The organism is uncultured Erythrobacter sp. (assembly GCF_947499705.1).
Taxonomy (GTDB): Bacteria; Pseudomonadota; Alphaproteobacteria; order Sphingomonadales; family Sphingomonadaceae; genus Erythrobacter.
In genome coordinates this window covers 961,519-983,608 of the sequence record NZ_CANMPJ010000001.1, presented here as the reverse complement: position 1 = coordinate 983,608, position 22,090 = coordinate 961,519, and the positions used below count along the sequence as shown (strand labels likewise).

Sequence of the window (22,090 nt, the reverse complement as noted above, 5' to 3'; positions counted from 1 at the left end):
GGGCCCCTGATGATTGGTGTCAGAGGTCGTTGCCGCAGCGTCGCGGCAGGGTCAACGTATCAAAAACGCAAGGTCACTGTGCGAGCCAGCGCTGGAGAGATAGACTCCGTTACCCGCAGCGCCTTGGTCATGCCGATATTGGCCTCGTCTTTGTCCCGTTCAATCGCGACCACGATCTGCCGTGCGCATTCCTCGGCAGGCATTTTCTTCATCGGATTGCCGTCGTTCATCTGCGTATCGACGACCGGGGGCAATGCCTCAATCACGCGGACATTCGTATCCTTGAGCTGCTCGCGGATCGCCAGCGAGTAGAACCGCAAGCCTGCTTTGGTTGCGCAATAGACCGGTTGGCGTGCAGCAGGCGCGATGGCGAGGCCTGATGTGACGTTGACGATTGCGGCTGCGGGCCGAGCCTTGAGCTGTTCCATCAGCCCGGTGATCAGGCGGATCGGAGCGTTGAGATTGGCGTAGATCGTCACGTCGGCGGCGTCGGGATCGACGCTCCCCTTGCGGAAATCGTGATCAACCAACTGCCCGGCATTGTTGATCAGGATATCGAGCGCACGGTCGCCCCATGCGTTGAGAAGCGCGTCCACACCCGCAGCATTGGACAGGTCAGCAAAGATCGTCTCGAAACCTTCTGCTTCCATCTCGGCCAGCCGATCAGGGCTGCGTCCGGTGAGGATGACTTGGGCACCCTTCTCCTTCAACTGCCGCGCCATTTCGCGACCGATCCCGGCGGTGCCGCCAGTTAGCAAGACGGTTTTGCCAGACAGTTCCATTACTTGAGCAGCACAAGTTCTTCGGCCATCGTCGGGTGGATTGCCGTGGTAGCGTCGAAGTCCGCTTTCGTCAGACCAGCCTTCACCGCCACGGCTGCCGCCTGCATGATCTCCGGCGATTCCGGACCGATCATATGCACGCCAACGATCCGATCATTCGCGGCATCGACCACCATCTTGTAAAGTCCGCGCTCGTTGCGACCAGCGACCACGTTCTTCATCGGGCGGAAGTCGGACTGGTACACCCGGATGCTGCCAAGCGTGTTGCGCGCCTCGCCTTCTGTCAGGCCAACCGAAGCAATCGGCGGATGACTGAACACGGCGCTGGGAATGCAGGAATGGTCGACAGCATAGGGTTCTACGCCGCCGAACACGCTGTCGGCAAACGCCTGCCCTTCGCGAATCGCGACCGGGGTCAATTGCACGCGGTCGGTCACATCGCCGACGGCGTAAATATGGTCGACATTGGTTTTGGAGAACGCATCAACTTTGATCTCGCCCTTGACGCCGAGTTCAACCCCGACCGAGTCGAGACCAAGCCCCTGAGTGTTCGGATTGCGGCCCGTGGCGATCATCACCTGATCGTAGATGCGCTCATCTTCGCCGGTCATCTTGACCTTGAGCGTGCCGTCTTCCTGCTTTTCGATCCACTCGAAAGTGGTGTTGAAGCAGAACTCGATTCCCTTGGTGAGCGAGATTTGCAGCAATCTGTCGCGTAACGAAGCGTCATATCCGCGCAGGATTACATCGGAGCGATTGGCGATCGTCACCTTGCTGCCAAATTCATTGAAGATGCCAGCGAACTCATTGGCGATATAGCCGCCACCTACGATCAGAATGCGTTCGGGAACCGCATCGAGATGAAATGCCTCGTTGGAGGTGATCGTGTACTCGCTGCCGGGAAATTCAGGGACGTGAGGCCGCGCGCCGGTTGCGACCAGAATATATTTGGCCGTCACCATCTTGCCGCTTGCCAACGTAATTTCATGTGGCCCGGTGATCTCGGCACGTTCTCGGATCACTGTCACATCGTGATTGTCGAGCGTTTCGCCATACAACCCTTCGAGCCGGTCGATGTCCTGCTGCACATGATCGCGGAGCTTCACCCAGTCGAAGCTCTTGCCCTCAATGGTCCAGCCAAATTGTTTTGCGTCTTCCAGATCCTCGGCAAAATGCGCGCCGTAAACGAGCATCTTTTTGGGCACACAGCCCCGGATGACGCAGGTGCCGCCGACGCGATATTCCTCGGCGACTGCCACGCGAGCGCCATGCGCCGCAGCAACACGGCTGGCGCGCACTCCGCCGGAGCCTGCACCAATCGTGAAAAGGTCGTAATCGTATTCGGCGGACATATGCGCGCTCCCTTAATGTGGGCGCGATATGGCTTGCTTTGGTAAGCTTGCCAACCGCGCCGCGATACGGAACGCTATTCGTACGAAACGCCGGATTTGTTACCCGTTGGCTGAACGAGGGCGCCCGCCGCCTCCGCCGCCGCCAGAGCCGCCGCCCGAACCACCGCGCCGGCCGCCTCCGGGGCGACCACCGGATCGATTTGGCCGTCCCTTGCGCGCACCATGCTTTTGCTTGGGCCGCGATGGAGCACCGCCATCGGGACGATCACCCCCCTGAGGTCGCGCGGGCTTCTTGTTGCCGCCAAACGGTTTGGGCTTCACGCGTTTGGTCGAAACCCGCGTTTGTCCGCGCGGCGGAGGCTTGGTCGGGCCAACGCCTTCCACAACGGCACGAAAATTATCGGGCAATGGCAATCGGTCCATCTCGGCATCGGTCGTGCGCTGAATATCCTTTAGATATGCGCGCTCATCTTCGGCGCAGAATGCAATCGCAATGCCATCACGTCCAGCACGCGCAGTCCGGCCAATCCGGTGAACATACTGTTCGGGTACGTTGGGCAGTTCGTAGTTGATGACGTGGCTCACACCGGGAATGTCGATTCCGCGCGCGGCAACGTCTGTGGCGATCAGGATCGAAGTCTTGCCGCGGCGAAACTCGTCAAGCGCACGCTGGCGCTGCCCTTGCGATTTGTTGCCGTGGATTGCGTTGGCTTGAATACCGCGCTGACCCAGCTTCTTTACGACCCGGTCGGCACCGTGCTTCGTTCGAGTGAAGATTAGCACGCGTTCGAGATCACCCGGTACCTTGTGCTGGCCGGACAGGATCAATTCGAGCAGCGATTGCTTCTCGTTCTGTTGCACCATGAACAGGAATTGTCCGACGCGCTCAGCCGTACTGCTTTCTGGCGTCACCGAAATCTGCACCGGATTGTGACAATAGCCCGAAACCAATTCCTTGATCTGCTTCGGCATCGTCGCGCTGAAGAAAAGTGTTTGACGGTCTTTCGGCACCAGTTTGTTGATCGTGCGCAGCGCGTGGATGAACCCGAGATCGAGCATCTGGTCCGCTTCGTCGAGCACGAGAACTTCAACGCCGGAGAGGTTGAACGCCTTCTGATCGATCAGATCGAGCAAGCGCCCTGGCGTCGCGATCAGAATATCGGTCCCGCGATGCAGCTTGTTGCGGTCCTTGTTGACGGACGTGCCGCCGACGATGACCTGGACTTTCAAGCCCGCCAGAGCGCCATAGTCTTTGGCGCTTGTCGAAATTTGAACCGCAAGCTCACGTGTAGGTGCAAGCACCAGCATGCGGCAGCTCTTGAACGGGATGCGATTGTCGCTTTCGCGAAGACGGTCGATGCTGGGCAGCATGAATGCGGCGGTTTTGCCGGTGCCAGTCTGTGCAATGCCCAGCAAATCGCGACCTTCGAGAACCGGCGGGATCGCCTGCTCTTGGATCGGTGTGGGGGTGGAATAGCCCTTGAGGTCAAGCGCCTGAAGGACGGGCTGAGACAGCCCGAGTGTATCAAATGTAATTGTCATGCTTACTCGCAATGTGTGCGGCGCGCGACTTGCTCTTTGGCGGATTCCGGACGGAATCGTCGCGCGGCGCGGGGGTAAAAACCGCCCGCGTGAAAAGGGAAGTCCTAGAGGAAAATCGGTTCAAAACGCTGCCGGGGCGGATATATCAGAGCCGCCGCATCACGCTGGCAAGCGCGTTTCGGTTGAGCGCCAAATGGGCGCGAACCGTCCGAATGTCAATGAATCTCGGTTGATGTGCCGCTCAAAAGCGGCAGCGCATCAATGTTTGTCGCGCATGTCTAGATAGACGAGTCGCGATGTGTAGTGCCCTTCGACCGGCATATTGGTTTCGTCGCGCGCCGGCTCGAATTCGTGGTGATCGGTCAGCACTTCGCAGAGCTTCTGGTTCACATAAGTACGGCGAAACTTCTCTGTGAGCTCACAATCGGTGACCTCACCCTCGGAGTTGATTGTAAGCGTGTAACCGACATTGGCACGCCAGACGCGCAGCCGGGTCGATGTCTTCAAGAACTTCTGTTCACCATCGAAGCTCACGAGTTTCACTGGCGTCGGCGTTGCCGGGACGCCAGGAGCATCTGGAGTTTCAGGGACTGCGAAGCCCTCCGCCGCCAGTGCAGATGCAACCGCTGCTTCGACGACTTCTTCCGTATTCACCATTTCCAGGGTTGCTTCGGCCACCTTGGCTGCTGCCTTTGCCAGCTCTTCAGTCGCCTCTTCCATGTCCTTTTCCGGGCCGCTGTCCGCCATCGCTGCAGAAGAGAGTGTGAGTGCAGCCAAAGCTGCCGACAGCGACAAGATGCGGGTCATAGAGAGGCCTTGTAACGAGAACTTAAGGATAGACGCGACGCAAGATGTGTTACCCAAAACTGGAGCGAGTGCAAATCGATCCAGAATGCTGCGCCGCAGCGAAACGACAGTATGTTTTATAACACGAGTGAGAAATTAAATTTCAATCGCTCGCAAAATTGGTAAAGCAATGATGAATCCGCACGATTGGCGACGGAGAATCACTGCATTCCGATGGCCCGCGTTTTGCGCTTAAGTGAGCCCGGCGAGTGCCATCAATGCGCTTGTAGAGGAATCAAACTGACCGTCGCCTGAATCAATCTGTTTCGCGATGGATTTTCCGAGTTCCACCCCGAATTGGTCGAATGGATTGATCCCCATCAGCACTGCATTGGCAAAGGTGCGATGTTCATGGAAAGCAATCAGAGCGCCAAGCATCGCCGCGTCCAGATCATCGACTAGGATCATCGCGCTTGGCCGATCTCCGGCATAGGCACGCGCCGGATCGTCGGAGGCTTTACCTGCCATCAAAGCCGCCCCTTGGGCAAAGCAGTTCATTAGCAACTGGCGGTGATGCGATGGGTCGAGTTCGTCACCCGGGGCGATGCTGGCAATGAAATCGACAGGAACAAGATGTGTGCCCTGGTGGAGCAGTTGGAAAACCGCATGCTGCGCATCGGTCCCCACGCCGCCCCATGTAATCGGCGCGGTTGAGCCCGAAACAGGCTCCCCACTGGCAGTTACGCTTTTACCGTTCGACTCCATCTCAAGTTGCTGAAGATAGTCGGGAAGTAGCGCTAGCCGTTCGTCATATGCGAACACCGCACGGGTCTGGCATCCCCGCAAGCGGGTGTAGTATTGGTCGGCAAAGGCGGCGAGCAGCGGTCCGTTGACGCGGCCTTCGGCTGTGCGAAAGTGATCGTCGATCGCTTTGGCCCCTGCCAGCATCGCGCTGAAATCATCCATCCCAACTGCGAGCGCGACCGGAAATCCGATCGAAGACCACAGCGAATAGCGTCCGCCCACGCTTTCGGGGAATGGCAGGATGCGCGTCTCATCGACGCCCCATTCGACGGCGCCTTCCGGATTGGCAGTCAGCGCAACAACCCGACCGCTCGGATCATCGACATCATTGTCCTTGAGCCATTTCAATGCGCTCGCCGCATTGGTCATGGTCTCGATCGTCGTGAAGGTCTTTGAGGCGACCGCGATCAGCGTCGTCGCAGGATCACATGCCTCAAAAGCCTGTTCCAAAGCCAACCCATCTATGTTGGACACCACGTGTACATCCACCAGCTTCAGGTCCCGCGTAAGCGCGTCGACTGCCAAATCAGGTCCAAGCGCTGAGCCGCCAATCCCGATATGGATCAGATGCTTGACCTCGCCCAATGCGCCTTGATGGATCGCTTCAACCAGCATCCCCATACGGGCCAGCAGCGCCTCGCCTTCTTCGACATCGGCATCCGTGCCGCTGCCGCGCATTGCTCCATGCGTCGCAGCGCGGCCTTCGGTTGGGTTGACGATCCCTCCGGAAAAGAGCGCCTCGCGGGCAGCATCAAACTGCGCCGCATCGGCCAGTTTCTCAAATGCGTCGAGCACTTCATCGTCGAGGTGCGTCTTCGACCAGTCGAGCAGCATTCCGTTGGTGCCATGCCCTGGAACATCGAATTCGATCCGCTGGCTCATCGCTTCAAAACGATCGGGATTGCGACCAAAAAGATCTGCCAATGTTGCCTGAGGAAGCTCCGCTAGGCGCTGCCAGACTGCGGATATCACTTCGGTCATGCTCAAACCCCCTTTGCTTGGTGCGGGCTGCGCGACTAAGGGTGCGCGCGATGAATGTTACAACAGAATCTGACACGTTGGAGACGCAGCAAAGCGGAGCCACCGAAAGCGCCGAAAAAGAAGAAAGCTGGACCAGCTTTGGCCTGTTTCTGCTCAAGCTTCTACTGGCGGTGCTGATCTTCCGCAGCTTTATTTTCTCGCCCTTCTCGATCCCGTCGGAAAGCATGATGCCGCGGCTGTGGAACGGCGACTACCTGCTCGCCGCCAAGTGGCCTTACGGCTTTTCCAAGCATTCGCTGCCGTTCAGCGCACCGCTCATCCCTGGACGCTTGCTCGCGGGTCAGCCCGAACGCGGCGACGTCGTGATCTTCAAGCACCCGATCGACGAGACCGACTACATCAAGCGTGTCATTGCTTTGCCCGGAGACACGGTCGGCGTGATCGGCGGTGAGATCGTCCTGAATGGGGAAATCGTGCCGCGCGAGGAAATTGGCGACTTCGAGATTCCGGTGTCGATCAACACCTCCTGCGCGTGGGGTGCTGAGGCAACCGAGGACGCCGAAGGCAATTCGGTGTGCAAATATCGGCAGTTCCGTGAAACACTGCCAAACGGGCGCAGTTACAACGTGCTCGATTTCGGACTGACCCGCGCGGATGGCTTTGCTCCGGTCATGGTGCCCGAAGGCCGAATGTTTGTAATGGGTGACAATCGCGACAATTCGAAGGACAGTCGCTTTCGCGCGGCATCAGGCGGCGGCGTTGGTCTTGTTCCGCAAGACCTTCTAGTCGCAGAGGCCACGATCATCATGTGGTCGACCGATGGCAGCGCAGAATGGATAAAGCCCTGGACGTGGTTCACCGCAGCACGTTGGGATCGCTTGGGAGAAACACTGTGAGTACGATTGATCCGGCCACTGCGGAATGGCTTGGAAAACTTGGGTTCAAAGTAAGCAACGATGCACCGTGGGTCGAAGCGTTGACCCATGGCAGCTTCCACCACGGCGCCAACGGCACGGGCGGCAGCGACTATCAACGGCTCGAATTCCTCGGCGACCGGGTACTCGGCCTTTCGGTCGCGAGTTGGCTCTACAAGGCGGGCAATTCGCCTGAAGGGAAGCTATCGCAGCGCCTGAACGCGCTGGTCAGCGGTGCCACCTGCGCGGAGATTGCTCGCGAGATCGGGCTGCAAGATCACATCCGGCTGGGCAAGCAAGCGCGCGAAGATGGCGGCGCCAACAGCGACAACATTCTGGGCGATGTGATGGAAGCGCTCATAGGGGCCAGCTTTGTCGAGCACGGATACGAAGCCACACGCGATGTCGTCTACCGTCTCTGGGCCACTGAGCTTTCCGGCGATGTCGGCAAGGCCAAGCATCCCAAAAGCGCGCTTCAGGAATGGTGTGCGGGCAACCGCCGGGCGATGCCGGTCTATGAAGTGGTAGATCGCAGCGGACCGGATCACGACACCCGCTTCAAGGTGCGCGTATCGATCCACAATGTCGGCGCGGCAGAAGCTATCGCTAACAGCAAGGGTGCAGCCGAGCGGCTCGCCGCAGAGACGTTTCTGGAGCATTTTGGATGACCGAGCCTGACGCCCAAACACATTGCGGCATGGTGGCGGTCATTGGCGCTCCCAATGCTGGAAAATCGACGCTCGTGAATCAGCTGGTAGGGCAAAAGGTCGCCATTACCTCAGCAAAGGCTCAAACCACGCGCGCCCGGATGTTGGGCGTCGCGCTTCACGGTCCGGTCCAGATGGTACTAGTCGACACTCCTGGCATCTTCGCCCCCCGCCGGCGGCTCGACCGCGCGATGGTGAGCGCCGCTTGGGAGGGCGCCGAAAGCGCCGATGCTATTCTGCTGATCGTCGATCCGATCAAGCAGCGGCGGCATGAATTGGAGCCTTTGATTGAGGCGCTGGAGAAGCGACCCGAGAAGAAGATCCTCGTTTTGAACAAGGTCGACCGCGCAAAGAAAGAGCCGCTGCTCGCGCTGGCGCAGGAGCTCGGTGAAAAAATCGACTTCGAGGAAATCTACTTCATCTCCGCGCTGACCGGCGACGGCGTACCGGAAATGAAACAGGCGCTCGCCGATATGATGCCCGAAGGTCCGTGGATGTATCCCGAAGATCAGGTGTCCGACGCCTCGGAGCGGTTGTTGGCCGCAGAAATCACGCGCGAACAGCTATACCAACAGCTTCACGAAGAACTGCCCTACGACACGGCGGTACGTCCGGAACAATACAAGACACGCCCAGACGGCAGCCTGGAAATCCACCAGCAAATCGTCGTCACCCGCGACAGCCAGAAGCCCATCGTGCTCGGCAAAGGCGGTCGTCAGATCAAGGCGATCGGTGAAGCTGCCCGCAAAGAACTGAGCGAGATCCTGGGCGTGAAGGTCCACTTGTTCCTGCATGTGAAACACTCGGAGGGGTGGTCCGACGACAAGGAAGTGTTCGAGGAGATGGGGCTGGATTGGGTGAAGTGATCACCCCGTCAACTGCACCTGAACTCGGCGCACATACCGAACCGGTTGACGGTCTTTGCCAAGCAGCACGTGAAGAGGCACGGTCGCAAGATAGTCGCAAATCGCATGGTTGACGTCCTCATCTTCCTGCTTGTGCGGGCTAGGCACTTCGCATTCGGACACTTTCCCGTGAGGTTCAACGAGCACGATCGTCGTCACGATCCGCTCTTCTTCAGCGGTCCCAAATGGCAACTGGATATCCGGCAACTCGCCCAAGCTCAGGCTATTTGTTGAAGCGGACTGACCAGATCCGGGTTCCGTCATCAGCGCAACTGTCGTCGTGAGTACGCCGTGAATTGCCTGCCCGTTCGAATCCCGAGCAGGGCTAACGCGTCGGCGTTCAAAAAACTTGCAGGCCGATTTGGCAGTTTCGACGCTGCCTACAACACGTATCGGCGTACACGACAAAACGTCTCCGTCTGGGGCAACGAACAAGCTGATCCCCGCGCGAACGTCATCGGCTTCAGTCGCCATCTCTCGACTGCGAATAAAGTCTCTCGCGTCGCCGCGCTGCAAAGTAGGAAGTGCCAGCGCCGCGCTCAAGGCGGCCAGTGTCGTGAACATCATCGGCGGGTCTTAGTATGCAAGTTGGTAGCAGGACAGCATCAACTTGCCGGGGGTAGCTGCGTGAATCACCGCTTCTTAGCAATCTTGATCTTTTGCTGCTTGGCGAAACTCTTGGTCGAGTCTTCGCTGCGGTTCAGCGCCTTGGCGATCTGCTTCAGGCCCTGCCCTTTGGATGCGAGCAGGCGCAGGCGGCCCGCTTCTTCGGCGTTCCAGGGTTGTTTGTGACGTTCGAAGTGTTCTTTGCCCATGGTGCGCGTCTACGTGCCCCGCTGCGCAATAGCGAGCGCAAACCCGATTAGCTCTGCCCGAGCTTTTCCAGCTTCGCCTTCAGAGCGCTCTCGTCGAACGGCTTGACGATGTAGTCGTCGGCCCCGGCGCCGATTCCTTCGTGGATATCAGCCGCCTCTCCGTTCGAAGTGCAGAACACCACGGTCGGCGCCTTCGGAGTCGGGATTGCGCGCAGTTGCTTGACGAATTCGATGCCGTCCATTTCCGGCATGTTCCAGTCGGTCAGGATAAGTTCGGGCATAGCCTGGTTGCAGCGTGAAAGGGCCTCTTGCCCGTCTTGCGCTTCGATCGGGACATAGCCGAGGCTCTTCACAATCTTGCTCGAGACTTTGCGGATCACGCGGCTGTCATCGACGATCAGACAGACTTTGGCTTTGGCCTGACGGACTTCGTCGACAGGCGTGCCATCGCGCATCGCCTTTGCCGCGCGGACGATTGCGTCGGTGTCGGCGACCGGGCCTTCGTCTTCGGAAGGCGCGTTCCAAGCATCTTCATTGTCGTACACTTCGCGCTCGCCTGGCGGCGTTTCTGCCAGCTTTTGCGCCGGCGTCTTGCCGTCTTCATCGGGCTTGTTGCGGTGCGGGCCGACATTGCGTTTGATCAGATTTTGAATGGTTCGAGCTCCCCAGCAAGATCGGCGAAGCTCGAGTCTTCGGGTTCCTCGACACCAAAATCCGTCAGCGAGGGATCGGTGTCGCTTTCACCTGGCGTCAGTTTGACATGGACATAGGGCATCCAGATGTCGCCATATTCAGCTTTCTGATACCACACGTCGAGCACATCATAACTTGCCCACATGCCGTCTGGCGCGCGCAGGCGAATGCCTTCGCCAATGCGCGGCACCGCTGCAAAGCGGATGCGGTCCTGGGTTTGGTGAGTCTCGTTCTGGACTTCGATTTCAATCACGTCGCGGCGCCCCTAGTCTCTCTGAACGAGGGATAAGCGACAATGCTTGACGATTTACAAATGCCGCGCGGGTGAGGCGCGGCATTCGCGTAAATCATTCTGCGGGCGTCGAAGTTTTCTTTGCAGGCGCCTTCTTTTTGGCGGGAGCCTTCTTCTTCGCAGCCGCTTTCTTCTTCGGCGCGGCCTTCTTGCGCTTCTTTTTCGCCGGTCCCTTGGCCGCGCGGGCATCGATCAGCTCAATCGCTTGCGCGGCTTCGACATCCTCAGGTTTCACATCCTTCGGGATCGTCGCATTGGTCGTGCCGTCGGTGACATAGGGGCCGTAGCGTCCCGGCATGACCTTGATCTCGCCGCCGCTGGTCGGGTGTTCGCCAAGTGTCTTGATTGGCTCCGCCTTGCCGCGCCCGCCGCCCTTGCGATTGGCGGCTTCGGCCAGCAGAGTCACCGCCGCGTTCATACCGGTTTCGAACACATCGCGCGTGCTCTGCAGTTTGGCGTATTTGCCATCGTGGCGCAGATATGGACCATAGCGGCCGATCGCAGCTTCGATCTCATTGCCGGTCTCGGGGTGTGCGCCAATGATGCGCGGAAGATCGAGCAACTTCGCCGCCCATTCGAGATCGAAATCGTCGAGGTCTTTAGGGATCGAAGCGCGCTTTTTCTTCTCGTCGACTTCCATTTCGACATAGGGGCCAAACCGGCCGGATTTGCGGTGAATGTCCGCGCCTGTTTCCGGGTGCTGACCCATCACGCCATCCTGGCTGCCATCGTCACCATCGCCGCCTGGCTGGGCAAACCGGCGGGTGAACTTGCATTCCGGATAGTTCGCACAGGCGATGAATGCGCCAAACCGGCCGCCGCGCAGCGACAGCTTACCGCCTTCGCGCCCTTCGGTTTCGCAAAGTGGGCAGAACCGCGCGTCCTTACCGTCGTCACGCGGCGGGAAGAGGTAGTCGGAAAGGTATTCGTCGAGCACCTCGGTAACTTCCGAAGGCAGCTTCTCCATCACCTCTTCGGTCTTAGGCTTGAAGTCTTTCCAGAAGCTGGCGAGCAGTTCCTTATAGTCCTCGCGCCCGTCGGAAACCGTATCGAGTTCATCCTCCATACCGGCGGTGAATTCGTAGGCGACATAGGTCGGGAAGAAGCGTTCGAGGAACGCCGTCAACAGTCGTCCGCTATCCTCGGCGAAGAAGCGGTTCTTCTCCATCCGCACATAGTCGCGGTCGCGCAATGTCTGAATGGTCGAGGCATAGGTTGACGGACGCCCGATACCGAGTTCTTCGAGCCTTTTGACGAGCGAGGCTTCCGAGAAACGCGGCGGCGGCTGGGTGAAGTGCTGGTTGGCTTCAACCGCCGTCTTGGCCGGCGTGTCGCCGTCCTTCATCGCGGGCAGCAGGCCCTCTTCATCCTCGTCCTTTCTGTCGTCGAAGCCTTCCTGATAGACCGCGAAGAAGCCGGGGAACTTGATCACCTGACCGGTCGCGCGCAGTTCATGCTGACCAGTGGCATCCCGCAAAGTAACGGTAGTGCGTTCAAGCTGGGCTGCGGCCATCTGGCTCGCCATTGCACGCTTGAAGATCAGCGAATAGAGCTTGGCCTCGTCGCCGGTTCCAGCCTTATCGCGCGCGAAGTTAGTCGGACGGATTGCCTCATGCGCTTCCTGAGCATTCTTCGCTTTGGTGCTGTAAAAACGCGGTTTCTCGGGTCGGTAATCGTCGCTGAATCGCTCCGAAATGGCATCGCGTGCGGCCATGATGGCAGACATATCCATCTGCACGCCGTCGGTCCGCATATAGGTGATCGCGCCCGCTTCGTAGAGCGACTGCGCACACCGCATCGTGTGACTGGCAGAGAAGCCAAGCTTGCGCGCAGCCTCCTGCTGCATGGTCGATGTCGTGAATGGCGGCGAGGGATTGCGCTTGAGCGGCTTGGTCTCGATGTCCTCGACCGTAAAGCGGCCCGCTTCGACAGCAGCCTTAGCCTCCATCGCGATACCTTCGGCACCAAGTGAGAGCTTCTCGAGCTTCTCACCCTTGTACTTGACCAGCCGCGCATCGAACTCACTGCCGTCATGCTGGAGCTTCGCGAGCACCGACCAGTATTCGTCAGGTCGGAACGCCTCGATCTCACGCTCGCGGTCAACGATCAGTCTCAGCGCAACTGATTGCACCCGGCCAGCCGATTTCGCACCTGGCAGCTTGCGCCATAGCACCGGCGAGAGCGTGAAACCGAACAGGTAATCCAGCGCACGGCGCGCCAGATACGCGTCGATCAGCGGCTGATCGAGCTCGCGCGGGCTCTTCATCGCCTCGGTAACCGCGGCCTTAGTGATCGCGTTGAAGGTCACCCGATCGACCTTGGTCGGTAGCGCCTTGCGCTTCTTCAGCAGCTCCTGAACGTGCCAACTGATTGCCTCACCTTCCCTGTCGGGGTCGGTCGCCAGCACCAGCCGCGATGCGTCCTTGGCCGCATCGGCGATTTCCTTGAAGCGCTTCTGCTTGTCGCGATACAGTTCCCAATCCATCGCGAAATCCTCGTCCGGACGCACGCTCCCGTCCTTGGGCGGCAAATCGCGGACATGGCCGTAGCTGGCGAGAACCTTGAAGTCCGCGCCCAGATATTTTTCGATGGTCTTCGCCTTGGCGGGCGATTCGACGATGACAAGCTGCATAAGAGAGGTCTGATTTCCTTACGTGTGTACGTACGCGCGAGGGTGATGTGGGTTTCGCTGATGCGTCAAGTGTGATTTGAAAACAATCGTATCAAGTGAAGAATGTCTAGCATCGGCGCGCAGCCGCTGACATAGGCCGATCATGAACCCGGACCTCAGCCGAGCCGTCGAACTTGCCCAGGCTGGCGATGGCGAGGCTGCGCGGGCGATTGTAGCAGGCCTTGCTGATGATCACGATCCTGACGCGCTCTACACTCTAGGCGATATGTACTGGCGCGGTGTGCTGGTCGATTGCAACTGGCGTCGGGCATTGGGCTATTTCGCTGCCGCCGAAAAGGTCGGCAACCTAGGCGCGAGCTATGCCATCACCAATCTGATGGCGAGCGGTCTAGCCTGTCAACGTGATTGGGGCGGCTCGATTGAGCGGCTTGCCCGCGAGGCCGAAGCCAACGAACAACGCGCGTCGGCGATGCGGTTGATCGAAGCCATGAAGCTTGATGTTACAGGCGATCCCGTGGTTCCTCCAACCGGCGAACAGATCAGCCATTCACCCGACATCCGCTCCTTCGCCCGGCTGTTTTCCGCCGCCGAATGCCAACACCTCGTTTCGCTGGCCGAACCGTTTCTTGCGCCGTCGGTGGTCACCGGCCCAAATCTGGAGCAGATCCCCGACCCGATCCGGACCTCCGATAGCGCTACCATCCATCATCTTATCGAGGATCCGGCGGTCCATGCACTCAACCGGCGGCTGGCGACAGTCACCGACAGCGAATGGGCATGCGGCGAACCATTGGTGGTCCTGCGTTATCGCCCGGGACAGCATTATCTTAACCACCTCGACGCGCTTCCCGGGCTGGCCAACCAAAGGGTAACAACCGCGTTGGTCTATCTCAATCAGGGCTACGAGGGCGGGCACACTGCCTTTCCCGCAGCAGGGATCAGTTATCGAGGCGAGGTTGGCGATGCGATTGTGTTTCGCAATGTGCTTGATGACGGGCAGCCCGATCAAAGCTCAGTCCACGCGGGATTGCCGGTAATCGTGGCGGAAAAATACCTCGCCAGCCGCTGGATTCGCGAGGCGTCGATCTATGGTGAGATGGGACAGCTCACCGATTAGGTGCGCGAGACCAATCCGCCTGCGTGCCGTTCAAGCTCGCCAGTGAGTTCCAGTTCGAGCAGTGCCATATGTACCGCCGCAGACGGTGCGCCGGATTGGCGGATCAACTCGTCTACGGTGACCGGGGCCTTGGTCAGTAATCCGGCAATTGCATCGCCGCCATGCTCCACCTTCGCCTCGCCCCATTCCATCTGGCGCAGTTCTGAATAGTCGAACGGCGAACCCATTTCTTCGACCTGAAACCGCGAGCGCGGGGCGCCGGTGAAGCTCTGGAGAAGCTCCGCGACATCCTCGGGCGTCTGGACCAGCACCGCGCCATCGCGGATCAGTTGATTGCAGCCGAGTGATCTTGTGTCGAGCGGCGAACCAGGAATCGCCATCACCTCCCTGCCCGCCTCACCTGCCAGCCGCGCTGTGATCAGCGAGCCGGACTTAGGCGCGGCTTCCACGACCAGCGTACCACTCGCTAGCCCGGCGATGATCCGGTTGCGGCTTGGAAAATGCCTCCCGCGCGGCTCGGTGCCTGGAGGTTGTTCGGCGATCAGCAAGCCTTCGGTTGCGATCTTTTCCTGAAGCTCTGCGTGCTGAGGTGGATAGGCAATGTCGATCCCGCTGGCGATGACTCCAATGGTTCGTGGGAAGGCCCCCTCGTGGCAGGCTCCGTCGATCCCCCTCGCCAGCCCTGAGACGACGGTGAAGCCCTGCTCGGCCAACTCGGTCGCAAAATCTCGCGCCAGTTTCACAGCGGCTGCCGAAGCATTACGCGCGCCGACCATGGCTACGCATGGCTCTGAGGCGAGTGACAGATTGCCTCGGCAGGTAATTATCGGCGGGGCGCTGTCGAGTTCTGCGAGCAAAGCCGGGTAGTCGGGTTGATCGTGGAACAGATATCGCGCTCCAGCGGCACGAACGCCATTGATCTCGCGCTCAACTCGGTCGGTCGGCGCGGGACGGTAGGCGGTCTTCCCACGCGAACCGAGGTCGGGAAGCGCTTCGATGGCCGCCTCTGCCGTGTCAAACCGAGCGAGCAGCTGTCGATAGCTGACCGGACCGATATTGGGCGAGCGAAGCAGGCGAATGCGTGCGAAAGCTTCAGCCTGCGAAAGGCTCTCGCTCACTTGCTCCCGCCGATCTTGGGCTCCTCGCCTCGCATCAGGCGACCAATATTCGCGCGGTGCTGAACAATGACGATCGCGGCAACCGCAATGAGCGGCATAACCAGGTATGAGTAGCCCATGGCCCATGCCACAAGCGGGGCAGCAGTCACGGTCGCAAGTGACGCCACTGATGAGATGCGTATCAGGAAGACAGTCACCGCCCAGATCGCTGCGCAGGCAAGCATTGCGGGCCACGCCAGTGCGCCGAGCACTCCGGCTGCAGTTGCAAAGCCCTTGCCTCCTTTGAACTTCAACCAAGGCGTGAAGCAGTGCCCCGCCACGGCAGCAACTGCCGCAAGGCCTTCATTGCCCGGCCAGAAATGCGCCGCAAGCAAGACCGGCACGACGCCCTTTGCCGCATCGAGCAGGACCGTCCCGGCGGCCAATCCCTTATTGCCCGTCCGCAGGACATTGGTCGCGCCGATACTGCCGGAGCCAATCTCGCGCACATCACCCAGCCCTGCCGCCTTGGTCAGCAGCAGGCCAAATGGGATCGATCCGCCCAGGAATCCGAGCAGGATTGCGAAAATCGGTTCCATCTTTTCGTCCAAACCCCTTGATCGGCTTTTCTTTTGCCCGTGCCTAAGTAATAGACCGCGCCGCGACAAGTTACCTACGGACAGAAACAACCATTACCGACGCATCCTCCCCCATCCTCTTGCTCGATACCGGCGTTGGCGGACTGACCGTTTACGACGCCTTGCGCCGCGTTCTGCCCGAGGCTCCTGTGATCTTTGCCGCCGATTTCGTCGGCATGCCCTATGGCAAGAAGACCGAGGCGGAAGTCGCGGCGCGGGTCGCTGGTTTGCTCGGCCGGATGAGTGAGCGCTATCGCCCGCGCCTCGCCTGCATCGCCTGCAACACAGCAAGCACAATTGCGCTCGGCATGGTGCGCGATGTTCTGGAAATCCCGGTCGTCGGTACTGTGCCCGCCGTCAAACCCGCTGCTTTGCACACGCAGACCGGCACGTTCGGAATGATCGGCACGCAGGCAACCATCCGCCAGCGCTATGTCGATGATCTTGAACGCGATTTTGCCAGTGACAAGACCTTGCTGCGAATCGCTGCTCCAGATCTGGTCGATGAAGCCGAAGCCAAGTTGCGCGGCAAGCCGGTCAATCTGGGCGTGGTCGAAGAAGCGGTGACGCGCCTTCGCGGTATGGAAGGCGGAAATGCCATCGATGCGGTCGTCCTCGCATGCACTCACTTTCCGTTGTTGCGAGAAGAATTGGGTGCTTTGTTCGGAAGCGACGTTGCGCTGATCGACGGAGCGGAAGGCATTGCGCGGCGGATCGTCCATCTGCTCAATGGTCAGGAATTTGAGCGGTCCGGCCCCAATCGCTTTGTTGTCACCGGCCCCGTTGAGCGGGCACAGGGACTGGAAAACACCTTGAGCGAACGCGGGTTCGGCGCTCCTGAAACGTTCTAACCAGAACCTGCGAATCACTCGCAAAGATCGCGCCCAAGATGACTGTGGCCAAATCGATCACTGATACCTAAATAACCGCGAAACATTCCGGCGGCCTGCGGGTTATACGCCTCACAAAGCAACCAAGAGCGCGACCACGTGAATTACGACCAGATCTTCGACCAGGCGATCGACCGTCTTCACGAGGAAGGTCGCTACCGCGTTTTCATCGACATCATGCGCAACAAGGGCGCGTATCCCAACGCCCGCTGTTTCCACGGGCATAACGGGCCGAAGCCGATCACCGTGTGGTGTTCGAACGATTACCTGTGCATGGGTCAGCACGACAAGGTCATCGGCGCGATGGAAGAAGCGCTGCACGATGTCGGTGCAGGCTCTGGCGGCACACGCAATATCGGCGGCAACACCCACTTGCATATCGAGCTGGAGAAAGAGCTGTCCGATCTCCACGGAAAGGAAGGCGCGCTACTGTTCACCAGCGGCTATGTCTCGAACGACGCGACACTCTCGACGCTCGGCAAATTGCTGCCCGGCTGCGTGATCTTCTCCGATGAGCTGAACCACGCCAGCATGATTGCCGGTATCCGCAATTCCGGCTGCGAAAAGCGCGTGTTCCGCCACAACGACATGGCGCATCTCGAACAATTGCTCTCCGCCGAAGCACCCGAGACGCCCAAGGTCATCGCTTTCGAAAGCGTCTATTCGATGGACGGCGACGTCGCCCCAATCCACGCGATCTGCGACCTCGCCGAGAAATACAACGCGCTGACCTATATCGACGAGGTCCACGCGGTCGGCATGTACGGTGAGCGCGGCGGCGGGATTTCGGAGCGCGACAATGCTGCGCACCGGATCGACATTATCGAAGGGACACTTGGCAAAGCATTCGGCGTGATGGGCGGATACATTGCCGCCGATACCCGCGTGATCGATTGCATACGCAGCTACGCACCCGGCTTCATTTTCACGACCTCGATCAGCCCGGTTCTGGTCGCAGGTGTGCTGGCTTCAGTTCGGCACCTCAAGGAAAGCAGTGTCGAGCGCAATGCGCAACAACGCGCCGCTGCCGTGCTCAAGCTCAAATTTGCCGAAGCCGGTCTGCCGGTGATGGACAGCGTTACCCACATCGTCCCGCTAATGGTCGGTGATCCCGTGCGCGCGAAGAAGATCAGCGACATCCTGCTCGCCGAATACGGCGTCTATGTGCAGCCGATCAACTTCCCCACCGTCCCGCGCGGCACAGAGCGCCTGCGCTTCACCCCCGGCCCGCATCACACCGAAGAGATGATGAACGAGTTGACCGAGGCTCTGGTTGAGATTTGGGACAGGTTGGAAATGGAACTGGCGCAGGCGGCTTGATCGCGCTGGCTTGATCGCGCACTAACTCGTCCAAGTCTGTCTTGGGAGGGAATAGTGGCAACTACATTCGACCGCGCGACGCTCGATACGGGATCGCTCGATATCCGGCCGATGACGCCAGCTATCGGGGTGGAAATCCTCGGCATCGATCTCGGTGCTTCCGACATCGCGCAGCGCATCCCGGAGATCCGCAGCGCCCTGCTCAAACACGGCGTGATCTTTTTCCGTGATCAGGATCTGACGCAGGAGCAGCACATCGGCTTTGCGCGCCATTTCGGCGAGCTTGAAGTGCATCCCGCAACGCCCAAGGATCAAGCCAACCCCGAAGTCCTGCGCATCGCACACGGCCCCAAGAGCCGGGGACAGGAGAACAACTGGCATTCCGACGTCACCTGGCGCGAGAAGCCATCGCTGGGCTCGATCCTGCTTGCGCGCGAGGTGCCCGAATGCGGCGGGGACACCTGCTTTGCCAACATGCATCTCGCCTATGAGCGGCTGAGTGAGCAGATGAAGCGGTTCTGCGAAGGGTTGACGGCGGTCCACGATATCAGCCGCGTGTTCGCAAAGAGGCTCAAGAAATCGCCGGAGGAATTGCAGGAGCAGTATCCTCTTATGCGCCACCCGGTGGTCCGCACGCATCCAGAGACTGGCGAGCGGGTGATCTACGTCAACACCGCCTTCACCAGCCATATCGAAGGGCTGTCGAAAGAAGAGTCGAACTGGCTGCTCGCCCATCTCTACAAGACTGCAATGGACGTCGAAATCCAGTGCAGGTTCCGTTGGCGGCCCGGCTCGATCGCGTTTTGGGACAACCGCGTTTGTCAGCACCTAGCCGTTTCCGACTATTTCCCGGCGCGGCGTGTGATGGAGCGCGTTACAATTGCGGGTGACGTGCCCTTCTTTCGGCCATGAAGCCGCAGCCTGACCGCCACGTTCCGTAGCGGATTTTCCAAAGGCCACTTGGTGCGCTAGCTCCCCTCTCAAACAGATTTGGAGAGACACCTGTGGGCGGTAACGAAGATCAGACATTTGCAGAGGTCGTGCGCGAGCGGAAATCGATCCGCGGTTATCTCGAAAAGCCTGTACCGCGCGAATTGATTGTAGAGGTGCTTGGCCTTGCCATGCGCTCCCCCACATCGATGAACACGCAGCCGTGGCATTTCCATGTGATCACCGGCGAACCGCTCGACCGGATTCGCAAAGGCAACACCGAACGCATCCTTGCCGGCGAACCCGACAGCCGCGAGTTTCGCCGGGGAGAGCCCTTCGCAGGTGTCCACCGCGAACGGCAGGTTGAGGTCGCAAAGCAGCTTTTCACCGAGATGGGCATCGCGCGAGAAGACAAGGACGCTCGGCAGGACTGGGTCCTACGTGGCTTTCGCCAGTTCGACGCACCGGTTTGCGTGATCGTGACCTATGATCGCGAATTGGGAACCAGTGATGACACGGCTTTCGACTGCGGCGCAGCGACAACTGCGCTCGTAAACGCCGCGTGGTCAAAGGGGCTTGGCTGCGTGATCAACTCGCAGGGAATCATGCAAAGCCCCGTCGTGCGTGAACACGCAGGGATTCCGGATGATCAGGTGATCATGAAAGCGGTCGCGATGGGCTGGCCAGACCCCGAATTTCCGGCAAACCGCGTGTATACCAACCGCAAGAGCAAGGATGACGCCGTGCGATTTGTCGGCTTCGACTAGAACGCCGATTCCGGCTAACTCACGCAACTCATCGCAAAACGGTTCGCCGCACACACTGTGCAGATGGACCGTCCAAACATGGGTCCTGTCGACTCCGTTCATCTGCCAGCAAGGTTAATCTTAACAATCCGGCAATGCATGTCGCGCATCTTGTCCAGCGAGATGAAGGGGGCTTTGACCACCGGACAAACAATTGCGGGGGGAGCGGTCGCAAGACCGCTGAAACGCAGCGCCGGTTGGTAAAGTTTGAAGGAGTATTACAATGAGTGCCATCTACAATCGGCCGAAATCCGTCGCTCTGCTCGCCATGTTCGCCATGGCAGCACCCGTTAGCCTGTCGGCGCAGCAGGATCCCTATCCTGTTCCGGCCAACAACGAAGGCGAAGTGTTGACGACGGTCTATGGCTCACCGCCGGCTGACCTTTCCGGCATGGCCGAAGGGCCTGAGGTCGAAGGGATTATTGCAGCACGCACTGGCGACACGCTGTCCGTCGCCACACCCGATGGCGGCCGCACCAACGTTCGCATCAGCGACGGCACCGACATCAAGGCGAGCGGCGGCTTCCTCGGCCTCGACCGCGATGCGCTTGGCGCCGAATCGCTGCTGAACGGCCTTCCAGTGAAGGTGCGTACCGTGCAGTGGGCGGACAGCCTCGTCGCCAGCCGTATTCGGTTGAAGAACAACGATCTCCGGACTGCGGAAATGATCCGCAACGGAACCGATCAGAAGTTCGGTGAGCAAGGCGCTGCGATTCAGCAGAACGCAGCTGCAACCGAAGCCCTGCGCGGACGGGTCGGAGATATCGACAAGTACAATATCAAGGGCACGACGAACGTGTACTTCGATACGAACAAGTTCAATCTGTCGGCCGAAGCGCGCGGCGAACTTTGTGCAGCTGCTTCGCAAGCAGAGGCCATGGACAACGCCTTGCTGCTGGTGGTCGGCTATACAGATTCAACGGGCACGTACGAGATCAACCAAGCGCTGAGCGAAAAGCGCGCGGCTCGGGTGACCAACTACCTCCAGCAGCAGTGTGGTTGGAAGCCATGGCGCATGCTGACTCCGACCGGCATGGCTGAATCCGATCCAGCAGCGGACAACTCCACTGCTGACGGCAAGGCTCAAAACCGCCGGGTCGCTGTGAACATCCTCGTCAGCAAGAGCGTCGACGGGATCTAGGTTGAACTGAATTGAATGATGCGCGGGGCGGGCCTGATGGTCCGCCCCAAGCTTTTGTGCGCCCTATTGTGAGCGCTCTACAGCTTGCTCAACATAGGGCAGTGCTTCGACAAGCTCATAGCCCGGCATCCGCCTGACAAAGTGTTTCAGCCATGTCGCATGCCCGCTTCCGGCAATCACCAGCACACGGTCACCGGGCTCGGCGATCATGTCGATCTTGGCGAACATCTTGGCGTTGCGCATGTACCAATAGGCATTGAGTTCAGCGCCGGGCTGTTCGTCGCCGTCGCCGATTTTCAGCAGCGAATAATACAGCCGGTCATGCATTGTACTCACACGCGCGGTGTCATTGTGCATGATGAGAGATTCCGCGATGGATTGCTGAGCCAATTTGGCCTGTTCCTCGGTCGCCATCGCTTGCACTTCAGCGAACAGTTTCCCGAGCAGCTCAGTTCCGCCATTGGCCTCAGCAAATGCCTGAACCTTACCTAGCGGGAAATAATTTGGCTCACCTTCGCTAGGCTGCTCATCATATCCATAAACAACTTCGTGACCCAACTGCTTACCGAGGCGATACCCAACCTGAATGCTCTCGTTCCGATCGGTGGACAGAAGCTCGTCTGTGTTCGCATAGTCGCTGAGAAGAAAACTTGGTGCTTTGGCCTGGTTCTCAACAGCAATTTTGGTCGGATCCCATTCCGCAAGTGAGTCGACCAGCACTTCGATTTCCCGCTGGCGCTTGGGCGCGAGCACATCGTCCACTTCGATGTTGACCGCGTCGAGACCCGGGTTGGCGAAGTGGTACGTCCCAAGAACCATCACCTCGACCGGTTGGGATTCGGCTTGGCCTTCGCCTGCAAGAACCGGACTCGCGAGCAATCCAGAAGCCACGATGAGCAATTTGAGAGGATTCATAGGCCACTCCTTGGTGAATTACTGCTGTAAT

The 22,090-nt window shown here is 59.3% G+C and carries 22 protein-coding genes; 9 read left to right on the top strand and 13 right to left on the bottom strand.

What is annotated here, in order from left to right:
- Positions 1–59: 59 nt before the first annotated feature.
- From Q0837_RS04545 to pgi, 5 genes are all read right to left on the bottom strand, one after another.
- Positions 60–782, bottom strand: coding sequence for an SDR family oxidoreductase (locus tag Q0837_RS04545; RefSeq protein ID WP_298465836.1), 723 nt, complete (start codon positions 780–782; stop codon positions 60–62).
- On the bottom strand, positions 782–2,134 hold the full coding sequence (gene gorA / locus Q0837_RS04540) for a glutathione-disulfide reductase (protein ID WP_298465833.1): 1,353 nt from the start codon (positions 2,132–2,134) through the stop codon (positions 782–784). The genes Q0837_RS04545 and gorA overlap by 1 nt, the downstream gene beginning before the upstream one ends.
- A 99-nt stretch (positions 2,135–2,233) precedes the next feature.
- Positions 2,234–3,676, bottom strand: a complete 1,443-nt coding sequence (locus tag Q0837_RS04535) for a DEAD/DEAH box helicase (RefSeq protein WP_298465830.1) — start codon at positions 3,674–3,676, stop codon at positions 2,234–2,236.
- Positions 3,677–3,934: 258 nt separating this feature from the next.
- Entirely contained in the window at positions 3,935–4,483 is a 549-nt protein-coding gene (locus Q0837_RS04530) for a hypothetical protein (protein ID WP_298465827.1), read from the bottom strand.
- A 231-nt stretch (positions 4,484–4,714) separates the two neighbouring features.
- Positions 4,715–6,247, bottom strand: a complete 1,533-nt coding sequence (gene pgi, locus Q0837_RS04525) for a glucose-6-phosphate isomerase (RefSeq protein WP_298465824.1) — start codon at positions 6,245–6,247, stop codon at positions 4,715–4,717.
- A gap of 50 nt (positions 6,248–6,297) precedes the next feature.
- Between pgi and lepB the strand changes: the two genes are divergently transcribed.
- The 3 genes from lepB to era are packed head-to-tail and all read left to right on the top strand — an operon-like array spanning position 6,298 to position 8,734.
- Positions 6,298–7,143, top strand: a complete 846-nt coding sequence (gene lepB, locus Q0837_RS04520; protein WP_298465822.1) for a signal peptidase I — start codon at positions 6,298–6,300, stop codon at positions 7,141–7,143.
- Positions 7,140–7,829, top strand: a complete 690-nt coding sequence (gene rnc / locus Q0837_RS04515; protein WP_298465818.1) for a ribonuclease III — start codon at positions 7,140–7,142, stop codon at positions 7,827–7,829. The genes lepB and rnc overlap by 4 nt, the downstream gene beginning before the upstream one ends.
- On the top strand, positions 7,826–8,734 hold the full coding sequence (gene era / locus Q0837_RS04510) for a GTPase Era (protein ID WP_298465815.1): 909 nt from the start codon (positions 7,826–7,828) through the stop codon (positions 8,732–8,734). The genes rnc and era overlap by 4 nt, the downstream gene beginning before the upstream one ends.
- Here the strand turns inward: era and Q0837_RS04505 are convergent, their stop codons facing one another.
- The 5 genes from Q0837_RS04505 to topA all read right to left on the bottom strand — a co-directional run bounded on the left by Q0837_RS04505 (position 8,735) and on the right by topA (position 13,205).
- Entirely contained in the window at positions 8,735–9,340 is a 606-nt protein-coding gene (locus tag Q0837_RS04505; RefSeq protein WP_298465813.1) for a hypothetical protein, read from the bottom strand.
- 65 nt (positions 9,341–9,405) lie between these two features.
- The gene (locus tag Q0837_RS04500) at positions 9,406–9,588 is read right to left on the bottom strand and encodes a hypothetical protein (protein WP_298465810.1); all 183 of its coding nucleotides are present in this window, start codon (positions 9,586–9,588) and stop codon (positions 9,406–9,408) included.
- A 47-nt stretch (positions 9,589–9,635) separates the two neighbouring features.
- Positions 9,636–10,133: a response regulator gene (locus Q0837_RS04495; RefSeq protein WP_298465807.1), complete on the bottom strand. Its 498-nt coding sequence runs from the start codon at positions 10,131–10,133 to the stop codon at positions 9,636–9,638.
- Positions 10,134–10,228: 95 nt separating this feature from the next.
- Positions 10,229–10,534, bottom strand: coding sequence for a hypothetical protein (locus tag Q0837_RS04490; protein WP_298465804.1), 306 nt, complete (start codon positions 10,532–10,534; stop codon positions 10,229–10,231).
- Between the two features lie 94 nt (positions 10,535–10,628).
- Positions 10,629–13,205 carry a type I DNA topoisomerase gene (gene topA / locus Q0837_RS04485; RefSeq protein WP_298465801.1) on the bottom strand — a complete coding sequence of 859 codons (2,577 nt, stop codon included), beginning with the start codon at positions 13,203–13,205 and terminating at the stop codon, positions 10,629–10,631.
- Between the two features lie 142 nt (positions 13,206–13,347).
- On the opposite strand from topA, the gene Q0837_RS04480 reads away from it, so the two are divergent.
- Complete coding sequence (locus Q0837_RS04480; protein WP_298465798.1) at positions 13,348–14,322, top strand: 2OG-Fe(II) oxygenase; 975 nt, start codon at positions 13,348–13,350, stop codon at positions 14,320–14,322.
- Here the strand turns inward: Q0837_RS04480 and dprA are convergent.
- Together dprA and plsY are read right to left on the bottom strand one after the other, a co-directional pair.
- Positions 14,319–15,440: a DNA-processing protein DprA gene (gene dprA / locus Q0837_RS04475; RefSeq protein ID WP_298465795.1), complete on the bottom strand. Its 1,122-nt coding sequence runs from the start codon at positions 15,438–15,440 to the stop codon at positions 14,319–14,321. The two genes, Q0837_RS04480 and dprA, sit on opposite strands and share 4 nt — an antisense overlap.
- Positions 15,437–16,018 carry a glycerol-3-phosphate 1-O-acyltransferase PlsY gene (gene plsY / locus Q0837_RS04470; protein WP_298465792.1) on the bottom strand — a complete coding sequence of 194 codons (582 nt, stop codon included), beginning with the start codon at positions 16,016–16,018 and terminating at the stop codon, positions 15,437–15,439. The genes dprA and plsY overlap by 4 nt, the downstream gene beginning before the upstream one ends.
- 119 nt (positions 16,019–16,137) lie before the next feature.
- Here plsY and murI point away from each other — a divergent pair, with 119 nt between their 5' ends.
- From murI to Q0837_RS04445, 5 genes are all read left to right on the top strand, one after another.
- Positions 16,138–16,908 (top strand): glutamate racemase, encoded by a 771-nt coding sequence (gene murI / locus Q0837_RS04465; RefSeq protein WP_298465789.1) that lies wholly within the window; start codon positions 16,138–16,140, stop codon positions 16,906–16,908.
- Positions 16,909–17,046: 138 nt separating this feature from the next.
- Positions 17,047–18,267, top strand: coding sequence for a 5-aminolevulinate synthase (gene hemA / locus Q0837_RS04460; protein ID WP_298465787.1), 1,221 nt, complete (start codon positions 17,047–17,049; stop codon positions 18,265–18,267).
- 54 nt (positions 18,268–18,321) lie between these two features.
- Entirely contained in the window at positions 18,322–19,179 is an 858-nt protein-coding gene (locus Q0837_RS04455) for a TauD/TfdA family dioxygenase (RefSeq protein WP_298465784.1), read from the top strand.
- A 92-nt stretch (positions 19,180–19,271) separates the two neighbouring features.
- Entirely contained in the window at positions 19,272–19,964 is a 693-nt protein-coding gene (locus tag Q0837_RS04450) for a nitroreductase (protein ID WP_298465781.1), read from the top strand.
- A 262-nt stretch (positions 19,965–20,226) separates the two neighbouring features.
- Positions 20,227–21,144 (top strand): OmpA family protein, encoded by a 918-nt coding sequence (locus Q0837_RS04445; RefSeq protein ID WP_298465778.1) that lies wholly within the window; start codon positions 20,227–20,229, stop codon positions 21,142–21,144.
- Positions 21,145–21,207: 63 nt separating this feature from the next.
- Here the strand turns inward: Q0837_RS04445 and Q0837_RS04440 are convergent, their stop codons facing one another.
- Entirely contained in the window at positions 21,208–22,059 is an 852-nt protein-coding gene (locus Q0837_RS04440) for a DUF5694 domain-containing protein (RefSeq protein WP_298465775.1), read from the bottom strand.
- Positions 22,060–22,090: the final 31 nt, after the last annotated feature.